Annotated in this window: 19 protein-coding genes and 1 tRNA gene; 16 read left to right on the top strand and 4 right to left on the bottom strand. The window is 55.6% G+C overall.

Translation table 11 applies throughout. The features are described from left to right. The first annotated feature begins 5 nt into the window (after positions 1-5). The 4 genes from mlaC (at position 6) to murA (ending at position 2,635) form a co-directional block, all read left to right on the top strand. On the top strand, positions 6-641 hold the full coding sequence (mlaC, locus tag ACOI7Z_RS17695) for a phospholipid-binding protein MlaC (RefSeq protein ID WP_023291126.1): 636 nt from the start codon (positions 6-8) through the stop codon (positions 639-641). Continuing rightward, positions 641-931, top strand: coding sequence for a lipid asymmetry maintenance protein MlaB (gene mlaB, locus ACOI7Z_RS17690; RefSeq protein WP_023291125.1), 291 nt, complete (start codon positions 641-643; stop codon positions 929-931). The genes mlaC and mlaB overlap by 1 nt, the downstream gene beginning before the upstream one ends. Positions 932-1,067: 136 nt before the next feature. After that, complete coding sequence (gene ibaG / locus ACOI7Z_RS17685) at positions 1,068-1,322, top strand: BolA family iron metabolism protein IbaG (RefSeq protein ID WP_004144910.1); 255 nt, start codon at positions 1,068-1,070, stop codon at positions 1,320-1,322. A gap of 53 nt (positions 1,323-1,375) precedes the next feature. After that, on the top strand, positions 1,376-2,635 hold the full coding sequence (murA, locus tag ACOI7Z_RS17680; protein WP_023291124.1) for a UDP-N-acetylglucosamine 1-carboxyvinyltransferase: 1,260 nt from the start codon (positions 1,376-1,378) through the stop codon (positions 2,633-2,635). Between the two features lie 54 nt (positions 2,636-2,689). Here the strand turns inward: murA and sfsB are convergent, their stop codons facing one another. After that, positions 2,690-2,962 (bottom strand): DNA-binding transcriptional regulator SfsB, encoded by a 273-nt coding sequence (gene sfsB / locus ACOI7Z_RS17675; protein ID WP_004206189.1) that lies wholly within the window; start codon positions 2,960-2,962, stop codon positions 2,690-2,692. 203 nt (positions 2,963-3,165) lie between these two features. Then, positions 3,166-4,137 carry an octaprenyl diphosphate synthase gene (gene ispB / locus ACOI7Z_RS17670; RefSeq protein ID WP_023291123.1) on the bottom strand — a complete coding sequence of 324 codons (972 nt, stop codon included), beginning with the start codon at positions 4,135-4,137 and terminating at the stop codon, positions 3,166-3,168. Positions 4,138-4,397: 260 nt separating this feature from the next. On the opposite strand from ispB, the gene rplU reads away from it, so the two are divergent. The 4 genes from rplU to cgtA all read left to right on the top strand — a co-directional run bounded on the left by rplU (position 4,398) and on the right by cgtA (position 7,240). Then, complete coding sequence (gene rplU / locus ACOI7Z_RS17665; protein WP_002918379.1) at positions 4,398-4,709, top strand: 50S ribosomal protein L21; 312 nt, start codon at positions 4,398-4,400, stop codon at positions 4,707-4,709. A 20-nt stretch (positions 4,710-4,729) separates the two neighbouring features. After that, positions 4,730-4,987: a 50S ribosomal protein L27 gene (rpmA, locus tag ACOI7Z_RS17660; RefSeq protein WP_002434222.1), complete on the top strand. Its 258-nt coding sequence runs from the start codon at positions 4,730-4,732 to the stop codon at positions 4,985-4,987. A gap of 93 nt (positions 4,988-5,080) precedes the next feature. Beyond that, on the top strand, positions 5,081-6,046 hold the full coding sequence (locus ACOI7Z_RS17655) for a DMT family transporter (RefSeq protein ID WP_004206187.1): 966 nt from the start codon (positions 5,081-5,083) through the stop codon (positions 6,044-6,046). Between the two features lie 15 nt (positions 6,047-6,061). After that, complete coding sequence (gene cgtA, locus ACOI7Z_RS17650; RefSeq protein ID WP_004206186.1) at positions 6,062-7,240, top strand: Obg family GTPase CgtA; 1,179 nt, start codon at positions 6,062-6,064, stop codon at positions 7,238-7,240. 52 nt (positions 7,241-7,292) lie between these two features. On the opposite strand, the gene dacB is transcribed toward cgtA, so the two are convergent. Beyond that, entirely contained in the window at positions 7,293-8,726 is a 1,434-nt protein-coding gene (gene dacB / locus ACOI7Z_RS17645) for a serine-type D-Ala-D-Ala carboxypeptidase (protein ID WP_420702429.1), read from the bottom strand. Between the two features lie 235 nt (positions 8,727-8,961). On the opposite strand from dacB, the gene greA reads away from it, so the two are divergent. Continuing rightward, positions 8,962-9,438: a transcription elongation factor GreA gene (gene greA / locus ACOI7Z_RS17640; RefSeq protein ID WP_002918375.1), complete on the top strand. Its 477-nt coding sequence runs from the start codon at positions 8,962-8,964 to the stop codon at positions 9,436-9,438. A gap of 152 nt (positions 9,439-9,590) precedes the next feature. Here the strand turns inward: greA and yhbY are convergent, their stop codons facing one another. After that, complete coding sequence (gene yhbY / locus ACOI7Z_RS17635) at positions 9,591-9,884, bottom strand: ribosome assembly RNA-binding protein YhbY (RefSeq protein ID WP_002918374.1); 294 nt, start codon at positions 9,882-9,884, stop codon at positions 9,591-9,593. A 123-nt stretch (positions 9,885-10,007) separates the two neighbouring features. Here yhbY and rlmE point away from each other — a divergent pair, with 123 nt between their 5' ends. From rlmE to ACOI7Z_RS17600, 7 genes are all read left to right on the top strand, one after another. Next, positions 10,008-10,637, top strand: coding sequence for a 23S rRNA (uridine(2552)-2'-O)-methyltransferase RlmE (gene rlmE, locus ACOI7Z_RS17630; RefSeq protein WP_008806638.1), 630 nt, complete (start codon positions 10,008-10,010; stop codon positions 10,635-10,637). Between the two features lie 99 nt (positions 10,638-10,736). Then, positions 10,737-12,671 (top strand): ATP-dependent zinc metalloprotease FtsH, encoded by a 1,935-nt coding sequence (ftsH, locus tag ACOI7Z_RS17625; RefSeq protein WP_004206183.1) that lies wholly within the window; start codon positions 10,737-10,739, stop codon positions 12,669-12,671. A 96-nt stretch (positions 12,672-12,767) separates the two neighbouring features. Then, on the top strand, positions 12,768-13,616 hold the full coding sequence (folP, locus tag ACOI7Z_RS17620; protein WP_004206182.1) for a dihydropteroate synthase: 849 nt from the start codon (positions 12,768-12,770) through the stop codon (positions 13,614-13,616). After that, positions 13,609-14,946: a phosphoglucosamine mutase gene (gene glmM, locus ACOI7Z_RS17615; protein ID WP_004206179.1), complete on the top strand. Its 1,338-nt coding sequence runs from the start codon at positions 13,609-13,611 to the stop codon at positions 14,944-14,946. Before folP ends, glmM begins: the two co-directional genes overlap by 8 nt. A 229-nt stretch (positions 14,947-15,175) precedes the next feature. Continuing rightward, a complete protein-coding gene (gene secG, locus ACOI7Z_RS17610) occupies positions 15,176-15,505 on the top strand; it encodes a preprotein translocase subunit SecG (RefSeq protein ID WP_002918369.1) in 330 nt (109 codons plus the stop codon). Positions 15,506-15,514: 9 nt separating this feature from the next. Further along, positions 15,515-15,601, top strand: a tRNA-Leu gene (locus ACOI7Z_RS17605). A gap of 297 nt (positions 15,602-15,898) precedes the next feature. Further along, positions 15,899-16,147: a hypothetical protein gene (locus ACOI7Z_RS17600; protein ID WP_072420646.1), complete on the top strand. Its 249-nt coding sequence runs from the start codon at positions 15,899-15,901 to the stop codon at positions 16,145-16,147. Positions 16,148-16,166: the final 19 nt, after the last annotated feature.

The raw sequence follows: 16,166 nt of genomic DNA, 5'->3' as shown, positions 1-16,166 counted from the left end.
ACGATATGTTTAAACGCTTACTCATGGTCGCCATGCTGGTGATTGCCCCGCTGACCGCGGTCCAGGCGGCAGACCAGTCCAATCCGTATAAGCTGATGAATGAAGCGGCGCAGAAAACCTTCGATCGCCTGAAGAATGAACAGCCGAAGATCAAGGCCAACCCTAACTATCTGCGCGACATCGTCGACCAGGAGCTTCTGCCGTATGTGCAGGTGAAGTATGCCGGCGCGCTGGTGCTGGGCCGCTATTACAAAGAAGCCACCCCGGCGCAGCGTGAAGCCTATTTTGCCGCCTTCCGTGAATACCTGAAGCAGGCCTATGGCCAGGCGCTGGCCATGTACCACGGTCAGACCTACCAGATTGCCCCGGAACAGCCGCTGGGCAGCGCGACCATCATTCCGATCCGCGTCACCATCCTCGACCCGAATGGCCGTCCGCCGGTACGTCTCGACTTCCAGTGGCGTAAAAACACCCAGACCGGCAACTGGCAGGCCTACGATATGATCGCGGAAGGGGTCAGCATGATCACCACCAAACAAAACGAGTGGAGCGATCTGCTGCGTACCAAGGGCGTTGATGGCCTGACCGCGCAGCTGAAAGCGATCTCCGCTCAGCCGATCACCCTGGAACAGAAAAAATAATGAGCGGGCAGCTGAGCTGGACTCGTGATGGCGAGACGCTGGCGCTGCACGGAGAGCTGGATCAGGATCTGCTGGTCCCGCTCTGGGAGGCACGCGCCCAGGCGACGGCGGGGACAGCGATCATCGATCTCAGCCAGACCACGCGCGTGGATACGGCGGGCCTGGCGCTGTTAGTGCATTTTGTCGCGCTGATTCGCCGCCAGGGCCGGGAAGCGCAGCTGATCGGCAAGAGCGAAAATCTGCAAACGCTGGTCGGTCTTTACAACCTGCCTGCCGATATGATCCCATAATCTTTTCAGTGCCTTAGCATTGAAGCTATTCCGAAAGCCCCGGCAATCTTTTCGCCGGGGCTTTTTGCTTGTTTAAGACCGCGCCACTTTCCTCTAAGATGTTGGGCTGTTTTCACTATCAGATAAATTTGAGCCCATGGAAAATCATGAAATTCAGACCGTGCTGATGAACGCACTCCCCCTCCAGGAAGTCCACGTCTCTGGCGATGGCAGCCACTTTCAGGTTATTGCTGTGGGTGAGATGTTCGATGGCATGAGTCGGGTTAAAAAGCAGCAGAGCGTCTACGCGCCGCTGATGGAATATATTGCTGACAACCGCATCCATGCGCTGTCGATCAAGGCCTTTACTCCGCAGGAGTGGGCGCGAGACCGCAAACTAAATGGCTTCTAAGCTGTGGGGGATCCCCTGCAGCGTATGTGAATTTTTAATAGAGAACAGAATCAATGGATAAATTCCGTGTTCAGGGGCCGACTCGCCTTCAGGGCGAAGTCACCATCTCCGGTGCAAAAAACGCCGCCCTGCCAATCCTCTTTTCCGCGCTGCTTGCCGAAGAGCCGGTAGAGATCCAGAACGTACCTAAGCTGAAAGACATCGATACCACCATGAAGCTGCTGAGTCAGCTGGGCGCGAAGGTAGAGCGCAATGGTTCGGTGTGGATTGACGCCGGCCCGGTCGATGTATTCTGTGCTCCGTACGATCTGGTGAAAACCATGCGCGCCTCCATCTGGGCGCTGGGCCCGCTGGTGGCGCGTTTCGGTCAGGGACAAGTCTCTCTGCCTGGCGGCTGCGCCATCGGCGCGCGTCCGGTCGATCTGCATATTAGCGGGCTGGAACAGCTGGGCGCCGAGATCAAACTGGAAGAAGGTTATGTTAAAGCCTCGGTCAATGGTCGTCTGAAAGGCGCGCATATCGTGATGGATAAAGTGAGCGTCGGCGCCACCGTCACTATCATGAGCGCAGCGACCCTCGCCGAGGGGACGACGATTATCGAAAACGCCGCTCGCGAGCCGGAGATCGTCGATACCGCGAACTTCCTTAACGCGTTGGGCGCAAAAATCAGCGGCCAGGGCACCGATCGCATCACCATCGAAGGCGTGCAGCGTCTGGGCGGCGGCGTTTACCGCGTGCTGCCGGACCGTATTGAAACCGGGACCTTCCTGGTTGCCGCAGCCATTTCCGGCGGCAAGATCCTCTGCCGTCACGCGCAACCAGATACCCTGGACGCCGTACTGGCGAAGCTGCGCGACGCCGGAGCCGACATCGAAACGGGCGAAGACTGGATCAGCCTTGATATGCACGGCAACCGTCCGAAAGCGGTTAACGTGCGTACCGCGCCGCATCCGGGCTTCCCGACGGATATGCAGGCCCAGTTCACGCTGCTCAACCTGGTCGCGGAAGGGACCGGCGTGATCACCGAAACGATCTTTGAAAACCGCTTTATGCACATTCCGGAACTGATCCGTATGGGCGCCCACGCGGAGATCGAGAGCAATACCGCGATCTGTCACGGCGTGGAGCAGCTTTCGGGCGCGCAGGTGATGGCGACCGATTTGCGTGCCTCGGCGAGCCTCGTGCTGGCAGGTTGTATCGCTGAGGGAACCACCATCGTCGATCGCATCTATCATATCGATCGTGGCTATGAGCGTATCGAAGATAAACTGCAGGCGCTGGGTGCCAATATTCAGCGCGTGAAAGGCGAGTAACCGCATCCTGTCAGGGCCCGGGCGTCTATCCCGGGTCCTTGTCGAACAATCACATCACTTGTCCATCTTCTTTTGACGCATCATCTGCGTTCTGTCGATAAACTCATGCGTTACCGGATCATGGTAGCGTGACGGCCAGATGACCCACGGCTGTGTATCCAGCGCTGTGGCGATGATTAATTCGCCTTTCGGCCAGGGGCGGGTCAGGGCGTTCGCCAGCGTTGAAGAACTCAGACCGTGCCGTCGCGACTCTGCCGCCAGCGATGTTCCCCGTTTACGTAATCCCGCAACAATATCTGCGGGATGCCAGTCGATGAACTTATCCATAAATTCTCCTGGTGATAAAGATCCTGATCGGCCCATATGGGCGACGGGGACACTATACCCGCGCACCAGGTAAGGTTCTAACAAGTTCTGTTAAAGCGCCGGAATATTCAGAATGTATCAAGGCATCCGGAAATTTACGGTAGGGAATGGGTTTTTACTGGAACTTTCCCGCGCATTGCGCGGGAAGGGGGAGGGGGAGGGGATTAATGATCGCGCTGAACCGCAATATGCGCCAGCCCGATCAAGGCTTCACGCCAGGGGGTGTCAGGGAGAACCTGCAGCGCGGCAATCGCTTTGTCAGCTTCTTCTTCGGCACGTTTCTGCGTCCACTCCAGCGAACCGCAGGCAGCCATCGTTTCCAGGACGGCATCCAGCAGATGGCGGCCGTTGCCCTGCTCGATTGCCCCGCGGATCATCGCCGATTGATCGGCGGTACCATGGTGCATGGCGTGCAGCAGCGGTAGCGTCGGTTTGCCTTCGTTGAGGTCATCACCGACGTTTTTACCAAGCCGCTCTCCGTCGGAGCTGTAATCGAGTAAATCGTCGATCAGCTGGAAAGCGGTGCCGAGATAGCGGCCATAATCCTGCAACGCGCGCTCTTCTTCCGCAGTGCAGTCGGCCAGTAATCCCGCACACTGCGAGGCTGCCTCAAACAGACGCGCCGTCTTGCTGTAGATGACGCGCATGTAGTTCTCTTCCGTGATATCCGGGTCATTGACGTTCATCAGCTGCAGCACTTCGCCTTCGGCAATGACGTTCACCGCTTCCGACATGACCTCGAGGATCTTCAGCGAGCCCAACTGGGTCATCATCTGAAAGGCGCGGGTATAGATAAAATCGCCGACCAGCACGCTGGCGGCATTGCCAAACGCCGCATTTGCCGTGGCTTTGCCGCGACGCATATCAGACTCATCGACGACGTCGTCATGCAGCAGGGTGGCGGTATGAATAAATTCAATCAGCGCAGCAATGGTGACATGCGCGCTCCCCTGATAACCCACCGCGCGGGCGGCGAGCACAGCAATCATCGGGCGAATGCGTTTGCCGCCGCCGCTGACGATGTAATAGCCTAACTGATTGATAAGCTGAACATCGGAGTTGAGTTGCTCAAGAATCGTCGCATTGACACCCGCCATATCTTGCGCGGTTAACTCATTGATTTTTTCTAAATTCATCGCAAAAGCCGGGCCAAATGTCCTGTTACCATGAATCCAGGTGGGATCACAGAAGGATTAAGACAGAATTAAAAGAAGTTATGATTGTACTGAAAAATTGCCGTAGATAAACGTTGTCGTGAAAGTTGTGTTTTTTTTCTGCATTGATCGCTAATCGCTCTTGTCAAAGGCTCGCGTTTTGCGTAATATTCGCGCCCTATTGTGAATATTTATAGCGCACTCTGAATCACACGAAGAGGTGCGCGGAAGCGGAGTTTTATATGTACGCGGTTTTCCAAAGTGGTGGTAAACAACACCGAGTAAGCGAAGGTCAGACCGTTCGCCTGGAAAAGCTGGACATCGCAACTGGCGAAGCTGTTGAGTTCGCTGAAGTGCTGATGATCGCAAACGGTGAAGAAATCAAGATCGGCGTTCCTTTCGTTGAGGGCGGCGTAATCAAAGCTGAAGTTGTTGCTCACGGTCGTGGCGAGAAAGTTAAAATCGTTAAGTTTCGTCGTCGTAAACACTATCGTAAGCAGCAGGGCCATCGTCAGTGGTTCACTGATGTGAAAATCACTGGCATCAGCGCCTAAGACCTGAGGAGTAGATTTAAATGGCACATAAAAAGGCTGGCGGCTCGACTCGTAACGGTCGCGATTCAGAAGCTAAACGTCTGGGCGTAAAACGTTTCGGCGGTGAAGCAGTTCTGGCAGGTAGCATCATCGTTCGTCAACGTGGTACCAAATTCCACGCTGGCACCAACGTTGGTTGCGGCCGTGACCACACTCTGTTCGCTTTGACTGACGGTAAAGTCAAGTTCGAAGTTAAAGGCCCGAAAAACCGTAAATTCATCAGCATCGTTGCTGAATAAGTTTTTCGCGTCCCGGTAACGGATGAAAGCCCCGCAACACGTTGCGGGGCTTTTTACATTCGTCTACCGGAAAATTTTTGCAGGGAAACAGGCATGAAGCAGCAGGCTGGGATTGGCATTATTCTGGCGCTTACCACCGCGATGTGTTGGGGAGCGTTGCCGATTGCAATGAAGCAGGTTCTTGAGGTGATGGCGCCGCCAACGGTGGTGTTTTATCGCTTCCTGATGGCCAGTATTGGCCTTGGCGCGATCCTCGCGATCAAAGGCAAACTGCCGCCGCTGCGAATTTTTCGCAAGCCGCGCTGGCTGGTCTTATTAGCGATTGCCACCGGCGGCCTGTTCGGTAACTTCATCCTGTTCAGTTCTTCCCTGCAGTATCTCAGCCCCACGGCTTCTCAGGTCATCGGCCAGCTATCGCCGGTAGGCATGATGGTGGCTAGCGTCGTGATTCTGAAAGAGCGCATGCGCGGCACCCAGGTGGTGGGCGCGTTAATGCTGCTCAGCGGGTTGGTGATGTTCTTCAACACCAGCCTGATTGAAATCTTTACCCGCCTGACGGACTACACGTGGGGGGTAATTTTCGGCGTTGCTGCCGCCACGGTGTGGGTAAGCTACGGCGTCGCGCAAAAGGTGTTATTGCGCCGTCTGGCATCACAGCAGATACTATTTTTGCTGTACACTTTATGTACGATTGCATTACTGCCGCTCGCTGAGCCTGGTGTGATATCCCGGTTAAGCAGCTGGCAACTGGCATGCCTGATTTTTTGCGGGCTGAATACCCTTGTCGGCTACGGGGCGCTGGCGGAAGCCATGGCGCGCTGGCAGGCGGCGCAGGTCAGCGCGTTAATCACCTTGACGCCACTGTTTACGCTACTGTTTTCTGATTTATTATCAATGGCCTGGCCCGATGTTTTCGCCAGACCGATGTTAAACCTGATTGGTTATCTCGGTGCGTTTGTCGTGGTTGCGGGCGCGATGTATTCCGCCATCGGTCATCGTCTTTGGGGACGTTGGCGTAAGCGAGAGGCGGTAGTACCGCTGCCCCGCTCAGGCGAATGATTTACGGAGAGTAAAATGAAGTTTGTAGATGAAGCAACGATCCTGGTCGTAGCAGGTGACGGCGGCAATGGTTGCGTAAGCTTCCGCCGCGAAAAATATATTCCGAAAGGCGGCCCGGACGGCGGCGATGGCGGTGACGGCGGCGATGTCTGGCTGGAAGCGGACGAAAACCTGAATACCCTGATCGACTACCGTTTTGAAAAATCTTTCCGCGCCGAACGCGGGCAGAATGGCCAGAGCCGCGACTGTACCGGTAAGCGTGGTAAAGACGTGACGGTAAAAGTGCCGGTCGGGACCCGGGTTATCGACCAGGGCACCGGCGAGACCATGGGCGATATGACCAAACACGGTCAGCGTCTGATGGTGGCGAAGGGCGGCTGGCACGGTCTGGGCAACACCCGTTTTAAATCATCCGTTAACCGTACGCCGCGTCAGAAGACCATGGGTACGCCGGGTGATAAGCGCGACCTGCAGCTGGAGCTGATGCTGCTGGCGGACGTCGGAATGCTCGGGATGCCGAACGCCGGTAAATCCACCTTCATCCGTGCGGTCTCCGCCGCCAAGCCGAAAGTGGCTGACTATCCGTTTACCACCCTGGTGCCAAGCCTGGGCGTGGTGCGTATGGACAATGAGAAGAGCTTTGTGGTCGCCGATATCCCGGGGCTGATTGAAGGCGCAGCGGAAGGCGCAGGCCTCGGCATCCGCTTCCTCAAGCACCTTGAGCGCTGCCGCGTATTGCTGCACCTGATCGACATCGAGCCTATCGACGGTTCCGATCCGGTTGAGAACGCGCGCATCATCATCGGCGAGCTGGAGAAATACAGCGAGAAGCTGGCCTCCAAACCGCGCTGGTTAGTCTTTAACAAGATTGACCTGATGGACAAAGCGGAAGCCGAAGCTAAAGCGAAGGCAATTGCTGAAGCGCTGGGTTGGGAAGAGAAATTCTACCTGATCTCCGCCGCCAGCCAGCAGGGCGTAAAAGATCTGTGCTGGGACGTGATGACCTTCATCATCGAAAACCCCATCGTGCAGGCGGAAGAAGAGCAGAAGCCGGAGAAAGTCGAGTTTATGTGGGACGACTATCACCGTCAGCAGCTTGAAGAGGCCGAAGCCGAAGTGGAAGATGACGAAGACTGGGATGACGACTGGGACGAAGACGACGAAGAAGGCGTTGAATTCATCTACAAACGTTAATCCTGACTTCTCTGGATCAAAAAGGGCCGCATCTGATGCGGCCCTTTTGTTTTTAGTTGTTCTGGTACAAATCTTTATAAAGCCGGCTTTCAAAGCGCACCAAGGGTATGCGGCGGTTACGCTGATCGGCTGGCTCCACGGCGTAGCCGGAGAGGTATTGCACGAAGGCCACCTTTTGCCCGCTGGCGGTAGTGATGAAGCCCGCAAGGTTATAAACCCCCTGCAGCGACCCGGTTTTCGCCGAGACTTTGCCATCGACGCCCGCCTGATGGAGGCCGGCGCGATACTGCAGCGAGCCGTCATGGCCCGCCAGCGGCAGCATAGAGATGAAGTTGAGCTCGGTGTCGTGCTGGGCGATATACTGCAACACCTGCATCATGGTCGCCGGGGCGATCAGGTTGTGGCGCGACAGGCCAGAGCCGTCGGCGATGATGGTGTTGCCGAGATCAACCCCAGCCTGTTGACGCAGGATCTGACGTACGGCATCGGATCCTGCCCGCCAGGTCCCTGGTACGCCGAACCGGGCATGACCGATGGTACGAAAAACGGTATCCGCAATCATGTTGTCGGATTTCTTCAGCATGATCCGCAGCAGATCGTGCAGCGGCGCCGACTGGGTGGTGGCTAATACCGTGCCGGGCTCATTGGCCAGCGTCTGACGCAGCAGCGTGCCGCTATAGGCGATCCCCGCCTGCTTCAGCTCCGCTTTAAGGATCGCCCCGGCGTAGCTGGCGCCATCCTGTATCGCGAAGGCCAGCGGCAGCGGTTCGCTACGCTGCGGCAGGCAGCCGGTGAGGGTATAGCGATTGAGGTCGCCCGGCACCACGTCCAGTTCGCAATACTGGGCTTCCGATGAGTCACGCGCCAGGGTGCGAACCTGACTGAACATGGTGACCGGATAATAGGAGGCGACGCGAATGAAGGCGAGATCGCCCGGCTTCTGCGCGCTATACAGCGAGACCGAGAAGCAGTTGCGGTCGACAATCGCCGCTGCAGGTGGAGCGCTGAAGCATTGCGTCAGGTCGTTCCACGGCCACCCCGGCGCTTTATCATGGCTGGCGAAGACCGAGGTATCGATAAGCACATTGCCGTCGATACGCTGCACGCCAGCTTTTTTCAGCATCGCCACCATGTTGCGAATATCCTGCCGCTTCAGCGTCGGGTCGCCGCCGAAGCGGGCGATCAGATCGCCTTTCAGCACGCCGCCGTCCAGTGAGCCTTTGGTTTCCAGCGTGGTGGTGAAACGAAAATCGGGACCCAGCTGCAGCAGGGCCGCCAGCGCGGTGATGACCTTTTGCGTACTGGCCGGAAGCGCCATTTGCTGGCTGTGATAGTCGATTTCCGGCGTCGATGCGCCGACCTTTTGCGCCATAAAGGCAAGGTTCGCACCGGCGGGAAGCTGGGTGATGTACTCGTCAATATTCGCCGCCTGAGCGCTAAGCGCTATACCGGCAGTCAATCCGATGATAAATCTGGGAAATCGCATAATCTCGCGCTAACAACCTGAAGCCAGGCCGTCATACTACGGTGCAACGCCCAGTAAAGTAAACGATGACCCATAATGAACTTCGGGGTAAAATACCTATCAAATGAAAAATTGCTGCTGACCTGGGGAGTGTTTCCCGGGTCGGTTTCTTTTTGCTCGTGTCCTGCCCGTGGACAGGACAGGTGGCGGAGCGGAGCTATCCGTTTCCTGAAGGAATGATAAAGAGGTATAACTAATGCAAGCGATTCCGATGACCTTACGTGGCGCTGAAAAACTGCGCGAAGAACTGGATTATCTGAAGTCTGTGCGTCGTCCTGAAATCATTGCCGCTATTGCTGAGGCCCGTGAACACGGCGATCTGAAAGAGAATGCCGAGTATCACGCCGCGCGTGAACAGCAGGGCTTCTGCGAAGGGCGTATCAAGGATATCGAAGCGAAGCTGTCCAATGCGCAGGTTATCGATATCACCAAAATGCCGAATAATGGCCGGGTGATTTTTGGCTCTACTGTCAGCGTGCTGAACCTCGATACTGACGAGGAACAGACCTACCGTATCGTGGGCGATGACGAAGCTGATTTTAAGCAGAATCTGATCTCCGTGAACTCGCCGATTGCCCGTGGTCTGATCGGTAAAGAGCAGGATGACGTCGTGACTATCCGTACACCGGGTGGGGAAGTGGAATACGAAATTACCAAGGTTGAATACCTGTAAGGCGAATTTCCCGCTACGATGTTTATAGATTGTAAAGAAAGGAAAAAGGCCGCATAGCGGCCTTTTATCAACGTCACGAGCATGGCATTTTGCTCGCCTGGCCACAGAAATCCCTCGTTTTACACAAAGTTGTGTCGGGATTGAGGATATTCTTAGCGTGGCAGCGAGATTTTACGCTCTGGCGTTGGGCGGTACAGAACCAGCGTTTTACCGATGACCTGTACGTTACAGGCGCCGGTTTCGCGCACGATGGCTTCCACGATCAAGGCTTTAGTTTCGCGATCTTCTGAGGCGATCTTCACCTTGATGAGTTCATGGTGCCCTAACGCTTGTTCGATCTCGGCCAGTACCCCTTCGGTCAAACCATTGTTGCCAAGCATAACTACCGGCTTGAGCGGATGTGCCAGACCTTTCAGGTGCTGTTTTTGTTTAGTACTCAGATTCATCGTATTTTTTTGCTTACGTTGGGATTGAAAACGGGTCATTCTACCGCCATCTCCCATATATCGCCAAACTACCGCGTCGATTTTTACGCAGTAAAGTACGATGAACCCGAACGGGAATGTTAAATGACAGGTAAAAAGCGTTCTGCCAGCTCAAGCCGCTGGCTTCAGGAACACTTTAGCGATAAATATGTTCAACAGGCACAGAAAAAGGGGTTACGTTCCCGTGCCTGGTTTAAACTTGATGAAATACAGCAAAGTGACAAAATTTTTAAGCCGGGGATGACGATAGTTGACCTCGGCGCTGCTCCCGGAGGCTGGTCGCAGTATGCGGTCACGCAGATCGGCAACAGCGGCCGCATCATCGCTTGCGATCTTTTACCAATGGATCCAATCGTTGGTGTGGACTTCCTTCAGGGCGACTTTCGTGATGAATTAGTCCTGAAAGCGTTACTTGAGCGAGTAGGCGACAGTAAAGTGCAAGTGGTCATGTCCGATATGGCGCCGAATATGTGCGGAACACCGGCGGTGGATATTCCCCGGGCGATGTATCTGGTAGAACTGGCGCTTGAAATGTCTCGTGATGTATTAGCGCCAGGTGGTAGTTTTGTAGTGAAGGTGTTCCAGGGCGAAGGCTTCGATGAGTATCTTCGAGAAATTCGCTCCCTGTTTACGAAGGTCAAAGTTCGTAAGCCGGACTCTTCCCGCGCTCGTTCGCGTGAAGTGTATATTGTAGCGACCGGGCGTAAACCATAACCGGCAGATTTCAAATGAAAGTTTGAAAGAAACTGGATATAGCGTATCCTGACGCTGTTTTTAACACAGTTGTAATAAGAGGTTAATCCCTTGAGTGACATGGCGAAAAACCTAATACTCTGGCTGGTCATTGCCGTTGTGCTGATGTCAGTATTCCAGAGCTTTGGGCCCAGCGAGTCGAATGGCCGCAAGGTGGATTATTCTACCTTCCTGCAAGAGGTCAATCAGGACCAGGTTCGCGAAGCGCGTATCAACGGACGTGAGATCAACGTTACCAAGAAAGATAGTAACCGTTACACGACTTACATTCCGGTTAACGATCCGAAGCTGCTCGATAACTTGTTGACTAAAAACGTCAAAGTTGTTGGTGAACCACCAGAAGAGCCAAGCCTGCTGGCTTCCATCTTCATCTCCTGGTTCCCAATGCTGCTGTTGATCGGCGTCTGGATCTTTTTTATGCGGCAAATGCAGGGCGGCGGCGGAAAGGGCGCGATGTCCTTCGGCAAAAGCAAAGCCCGTATGCTGACGGAAGATCAGATCAAAACCACTTTTGCTGACGTTGCCGGGTGTGACGAAGCGAAAGAGGAAGTCGGCGAACTGGTGGAATACCTGCGTGAGCCGAGCCGCTTCCAGAAACTGGGCGGTAAGATCCCGAAAGGCGTCCTGATGGTCGGTCCTCCGGGTACCGGTAAAACGCTGCTGGCGAAAGCGATCGCTGGCGAAGCAAAAGTGCCGTTCTTTACTATTTCCGGTTCTGACTTCGTAGAAATGTTCGTCGGTGTTGGTGCATCCCGTGTGCGTGACATGTTCGAACAGGCTAAGAAAGCAGCGCCTTGCATCATCTTCATCGATGAAATCGACGCCGTCGGCCGCCAGCGTGGCGCCGGTCTTGGCGGTGGTCACGATGAACGTGAGCAGACCCTGAACCAGATGCTGGTTGAGATGGACGGCTTCGAAGGTAACGAAGGCATTATCGTTATCGCGGCGACTAACCGTCCGGACGTTCTTGACCCCGCGCTGCTGCGTCCGGGCCGTTTTGACCGCCAGGTGGTGGTTGGCCTGCCGGATGTTCGCGGTCGTGAGCAGATCCTGAAAGTGCATATGCGTCGCGTTCCGCTGGCGCCGGATATCGATGCGGCAATCATTGCTCGCGGTACCCCTGGCTTCTCCGGTGCGGACCTGGCCAACCTGGTCAACGAAGCGGCCCTGTTTGCTGCCCGCGGCAACAAACGCGTCGTATCGATGGTTGAGTTCGAAAAAGCGAAAGACAAAATCATGATGGGTGCGGAACGCCGCTCCATGGTGATGACGGAAGCGCAGAAAGAGTCCACCGCTTACCACGAAGCGGGCCACGCGATTATCGGTCGTCTGGTGCCGGAGCACGATCCGGTGCACAAAGTGACGATTATCCCGCGCGGTCGTGCGCTGGGTGTGACCTTCTTCCTGCCGGAAGGCGATGCGATCAGCGCCAGCCGTCAGAAACTGGAAAGTCAGATCTCCACCCTGTACGGCGGTCGTCTGGCGGAAGAGATTATCTACGGTCCGGAACACGTTTCTACCGGCGCGTCTAACGACATTAAAGTGGCGACGAACCTGGCGCGTAACATGGTGACCCAGTGGGGCTTCTCCGACAAACTTGGTCCGCTGCTGTACGCGGAAGAAGAGGGTGAAGTGTTCCTCGGCCGCAGCGTCGCGAAAGCGAAGCATATGTCCGATGAAACTGCACGTATCATCGACCAGGAAGTGAAATCGCTGATTGAGCGTAACTACGGTCGTGCTCGCCAGCTGCTGAACGACAACATGGACATTCTGCACGCGATGAAAGATGCGCTCATGAAGTATGAGACCATCGATGCGCCGCAGATTGACGACCTAATGGCTCGTCGCGATGTTCGTCCGCCAGCGGGATGGGAAGAACCCGGTTCTTCTAACAACTCTGACAACAATGGCACGCCTCGTGCGCCGCGTCCGGTCGATGAACCGCGTACGCCGAACCCGGGCAACACCATGTCAGAGCAGCTGGGCGACAAATAAGCTGCCGCTGTTGATGTCTTGTTTTAACCTTAAAACCCCGGGGCGCCCGCTCCGGGGTTTTTCTTTTTTAACCTCTTCAGTCTCAGGGATTTTGTGATGAAACTTGTAGCCCAGGGCTCAACCCTCGATCTCTCTCACCCCCACGTGATGGGTATTCTTAATGTGACGCCTGACTCCTTCTCCGATGGCGGCGCCCATAATTCGCTGATTGAGGCGGTGAAGCATGCCAATCTGATGATCAACGCCGGGGCGACCATCATTGATATCGGCGGTGAATCGACGCGGCCAGGGGCGGCTGAGGTTAGCGTGGAAGAGGAGCTTGCGCGGGTGATCCCGGTGGTGGAGGCTATCGCCCAGCGCTTTGAGGTGTGGATCTCCGTGGATACCTCCAAAGCGGAGGTTATCCGCGAATCCGCCCGGGCAGGGGCGCATATCATTAACGATATTCGTTCGCTGACCGAACCCGGCGCGCTGCAGGCTGCGGCGGAAACCGGGCTGCCGGTGTGTCTGATGCATATGCAGGGACAGCCGAAAACCATGCAGGAGGCGCCGAAGTATGAGGATGTCTTCGCCGATGTGGAGCGCTTTTTTAATGAACACATCGTGCGCTGCGAACAGGCAGGGATCGCAAAAGAAAAATTGCTGCTCGACCCGGGATTCGGTTTCGGTAAAAATCTCACCCACAATTATCAACTGCTGGCCAGGCTGGGAGAGTTTCATCACTTTGGTCTGCCGCTGCTGGTCGGTATGTCGCGTAAGTCGATGGTAGGTCAGTTGCTGAACGTCGGGCCGTCGGAACGGCTGAACGGCAGCCTGGCGTGTGCCGTCATTGCAGCAATGCAGGGCGCGCAGATTATCCGCGTCCATGATGTCAAAGAAACGGTAGAAGCGCTGCGCGTGGTGGAAGCCACTCTCGCCGCTAAGGGAAAAAAACGTTATGAGTAACCGCAAGTATTTTGGCACCGATGGTATTCGTGGCCGCGTCGGCGATGCGCCGATCACTCCGGAATTTGTGCTTAAGCTCGGCTGGGCGGCGGGCAAAGTGTTAGCGCGTCACGGCTCGCGTAAAATTATCATCGGCAAGGATACCCGTATTTCGGGCTATATGCTGGAATCGGCGCTGGAAGCCGGGCTGGCGGCTGCGGGGCTCTCTGCGTCGTTCACCGGGCCAATGCCAACGCCGGCGATCGCCTACCTGACGCGCGCCTTTCGCGCCGAGGCGGGGATCGTCATCTCCGCTTCACATAACCCTTTCTACGACAACGGCATCAAGTTCTTCTCCATTGAGGGCACCAAGCTGCCGGATGATGTGGAAGAGGCGATTGAAGCCGAAATGGAGAAAGAACTCACCTGTGTGGACTCGGCTGAGCTGGGTAAAGCCAGCCGCATCGTCGATGCCGCAGGCCGCTACATTGAGTTTTGTAAAGGCACCTTTCCTAACGAGCTGAGCCTCTCCACGCTGAAAGTGGTGGTGGACTGTGCACACGGCGCAACCTACCACATCGCGCCCAATGTTTTCCGCGAACTGGGCGCCCAGGTTATCGCGATGGGCTGCGAGCCTGACGGCCTCAACATCAACGAAGAGGTCGGGGCCACCGACGTGCGGGCGCTGCAGGCGCGCGTGCTGGCGGAAAAAGCCGATCTGGGCATTGCCTACGATGGCGATGGCGATCGGGTGATCATGGTTGACCACGAAGGCAATAAAGTCGATGGTGACCAGATCCTCTACATCATCGCCCGGGAAGGGCTGCGTCAGGGACAGCTGCGCGGCGGCGCCGTCGGTACGCTGATGAGCAATATGGGCCTGGAGCTGGCGCTCAAGCAGCTGGGCATCCCGTTTGCCCGCGCTAAGGTGGGTGACCGCTATGTGCTGGAGATGCTCCAGGAAAAAGGCTGGCGCATCGGTGCGGAAAACTCCGGCCATGTGATCCTGCTGGATAAAACCACCACCGGCGATGGCATCGTCGCCAGTTTGCAGGTGGTTGCGGCGATGGTACGCAACCATATGAGCCTGCATGACCTGTGCAGCGGCATGAAGATGTTCCCTCAGCTGCTGGTGAATGTGCGCTTTACCGAGGGCAGCGGTAACCCTCTGGAGAATGAGCATGTCAAAGCGGTGACCGCAGAAGTGGAAGCGGCGTTAGGTAAGCGTGGCCGCGTCCTGCTGCGTAAATCGGGTACGGAACCGCTGATCCGCGTCATGGTGGAAGGCGAGCATGAAGATCAGGTGCACGAGTTTGCGCATCGCATCGCCGAAGCGGTAAAAAGCGTCTAAGCTTGTCGGCTAAGTGGTTAAAAAGGCGGCGCTTGCCGCCTTTTTTATGATCGAATACCGGCTTTTTGCTGTTTTTTTCTGCAGTTGATACAATGTGTCGAAATTGCCCTTGCGAAGGTCATTCGCTTTGGTTAGTATTCACACCCGCTTCAGTGGGAAACGTTAAAACGTCCCGCTTTATTGGTCGAAGCACTTGGTATGCGGCGAATCCGCAAGGAACAGGTTGATTATGTACGAAGCTCTTTTGGTTGTTTTCCTTATTGTAGCGATTGGCCTCGTAGGTCTGGTTATGCTGCAGCAAGGTAAAGGCGCTGATATGGGAGCCTCCTTCGGTGCAGGCGCTTCCGGCACACTGTTTGGGTCCAGCGGTTCTGGTAACTTCATGACCCGTATGACCGGCATCCTGGCTGCGCTGTTCTTCATCATCAGTCTGGCGCTGGGTAACATCAACAGCAACAAGACCAGTAAAGGAAGTGAGTGGGATAACCTGAGCGCGCCGAAAACAGAGCAAACTCAGCCAACTGCGCCGGCTCAGCCGACCAGCGATATCCCGCACTAAGTATTCTGTACCGAGGTGGTGGAATTGGTAGACACGCTACCTTGAGGTGGTAGTGCCCTAACGGGCTTGTGGGTTCGAGTCCCATCCTCGGTACCAATATTCCAGAAAAAAGACGCTGAAAAGCGTCTTTTTTTGTTTTTATCCCCGCCGGTCATTTATTAATAAACATCTCTTCACTGGCTCCCGCCTTTTACTGTCGTTAAAGTCGCCACGTCTAATCAACAGAGGTGAAGTGACACAATGAACAAGATCGGGTTGCTTATCGTCGCCGGCGCGCTCGGTTTAGCGGGATGCAGTTCAACATCGCCATCCAAAACGGTGGAGACGATTAATGCGCTAACCGTACCGGTATCATACAGTGAGCCTGGCGTTGCAGCGAATAATGCCCAGGCGGTGACGCGCTATTTCCAGGACAATACGGCACTGATTGGCCGCCTTAACCATTCATTGAAAAGCCATTATCTGCAGGATGTTGAGCGCCGCGATGTGTTCGACAGACACAGCGAGGCGTATCAGGTGTATGGCGCTCTGACCCGCCTGGAGCAGATGGCGTCCATGAATGAGGTTTACCGCAAAGAGAATAATGTTGCTGGCCTGCAGGAGATTAACCGCGTACTGAAAAGCGTGCCGCAGGCCAGTTAAGAATGAAGCAGGGACTGCC

This window comes from Klebsiella sp. C283, assembly GCF_048822555.1.
Taxonomy (GTDB): Bacteria; Pseudomonadota; Gammaproteobacteria; order Enterobacterales; family Enterobacteriaceae; genus Klebsiella; species Klebsiella quasipneumoniae.
The sequence above is the reverse complement of the archived record's forward strand: the minus strand, read 5'-3'. Positions and strand labels throughout refer to the sequence as shown.

Coding starts and splice junctions, on each gene's coding strand:
- ACOI7Z_RS17655 (WP_004206187.1), top strand. CDS start 5,081: ATGAAGCAGCAGGCTGGGATTGGCATTATTCTGGCGCTTACCACCGCG.
- mlaB (WP_023291125.1), top strand. CDS start 641: ATGAGCGGGCAGCTGAGCTGGACTCGTGATGGCGAGACGCTGGCGCTG.
- greA (WP_002918375.1), top strand. CDS start 8,962: ATGCAAGCGATTCCGATGACCTTACGTGGCGCTGAAAAACTGCGCGAA.
- murA (WP_023291124.1), top strand. CDS start 1,376: ATGGATAAATTCCGTGTTCAGGGGCCGACTCGCCTTCAGGGCGAAGTC.
- cgtA (WP_004206186.1), top strand. CDS start 6,062: ATGAAGTTTGTAGATGAAGCAACGATCCTGGTCGTAGCAGGTGACGGC.
- ispB (WP_023291123.1), bottom strand. CDS start 4,137: ATGAATTTAGAAAAAATCAATGAGTTAACCGCGCAAGATATGGCGGGT.
- dacB (WP_420702429.1), bottom strand. CDS start 8,726: ATGCGATTTCCCAGATTTATCATCGGATTGACTGCCGGTATAGCGCTT.
- ibaG (WP_004144910.1), top strand. CDS start 1,068: ATGGAAAATCATGAAATTCAGACCGTGCTGATGAACGCACTCCCCCTC.
- rplU (WP_002918379.1), top strand. CDS start 4,398: ATGTACGCGGTTTTCCAAAGTGGTGGTAAACAACACCGAGTAAGCGAA.
- sfsB (WP_004206189.1), bottom strand. CDS start 2,962: ATGGATAAGTTCATCGACTGGCATCCCGCAGATATTGTTGCGGGATTA.
- yhbY (WP_002918374.1), bottom strand. CDS start 9,884: ATGAATCTGAGTACTAAACAAAAACAGCACCTGAAAGGTCTGGCACAT.
- folP (WP_004206182.1), top strand. CDS start 12,768: ATGAAACTTGTAGCCCAGGGCTCAACCCTCGATCTCTCTCACCCCCAC.
- rpmA (WP_002434222.1), top strand. CDS start 4,730: ATGGCACATAAAAAGGCTGGCGGCTCGACTCGTAACGGTCGCGATTCA.
- secG (WP_002918369.1), top strand. CDS start 15,176: ATGTACGAAGCTCTTTTGGTTGTTTTCCTTATTGTAGCGATTGGCCTC.
- ftsH (WP_004206183.1), top strand. CDS start 10,737: ATGGCGAAAAACCTAATACTCTGGCTGGTCATTGCCGTTGTGCTGATG.
- rlmE (WP_008806638.1), top strand. CDS start 10,008: ATGACAGGTAAAAAGCGTTCTGCCAGCTCAAGCCGCTGGCTTCAGGAA.
- glmM (WP_004206179.1), top strand. CDS start 13,609: ATGAGTAACCGCAAGTATTTTGGCACCGATGGTATTCGTGGCCGCGTC.
- mlaC (WP_023291126.1), top strand. CDS start 6: ATGTTTAAACGCTTACTCATGGTCGCCATGCTGGTGATTGCCCCGCTG.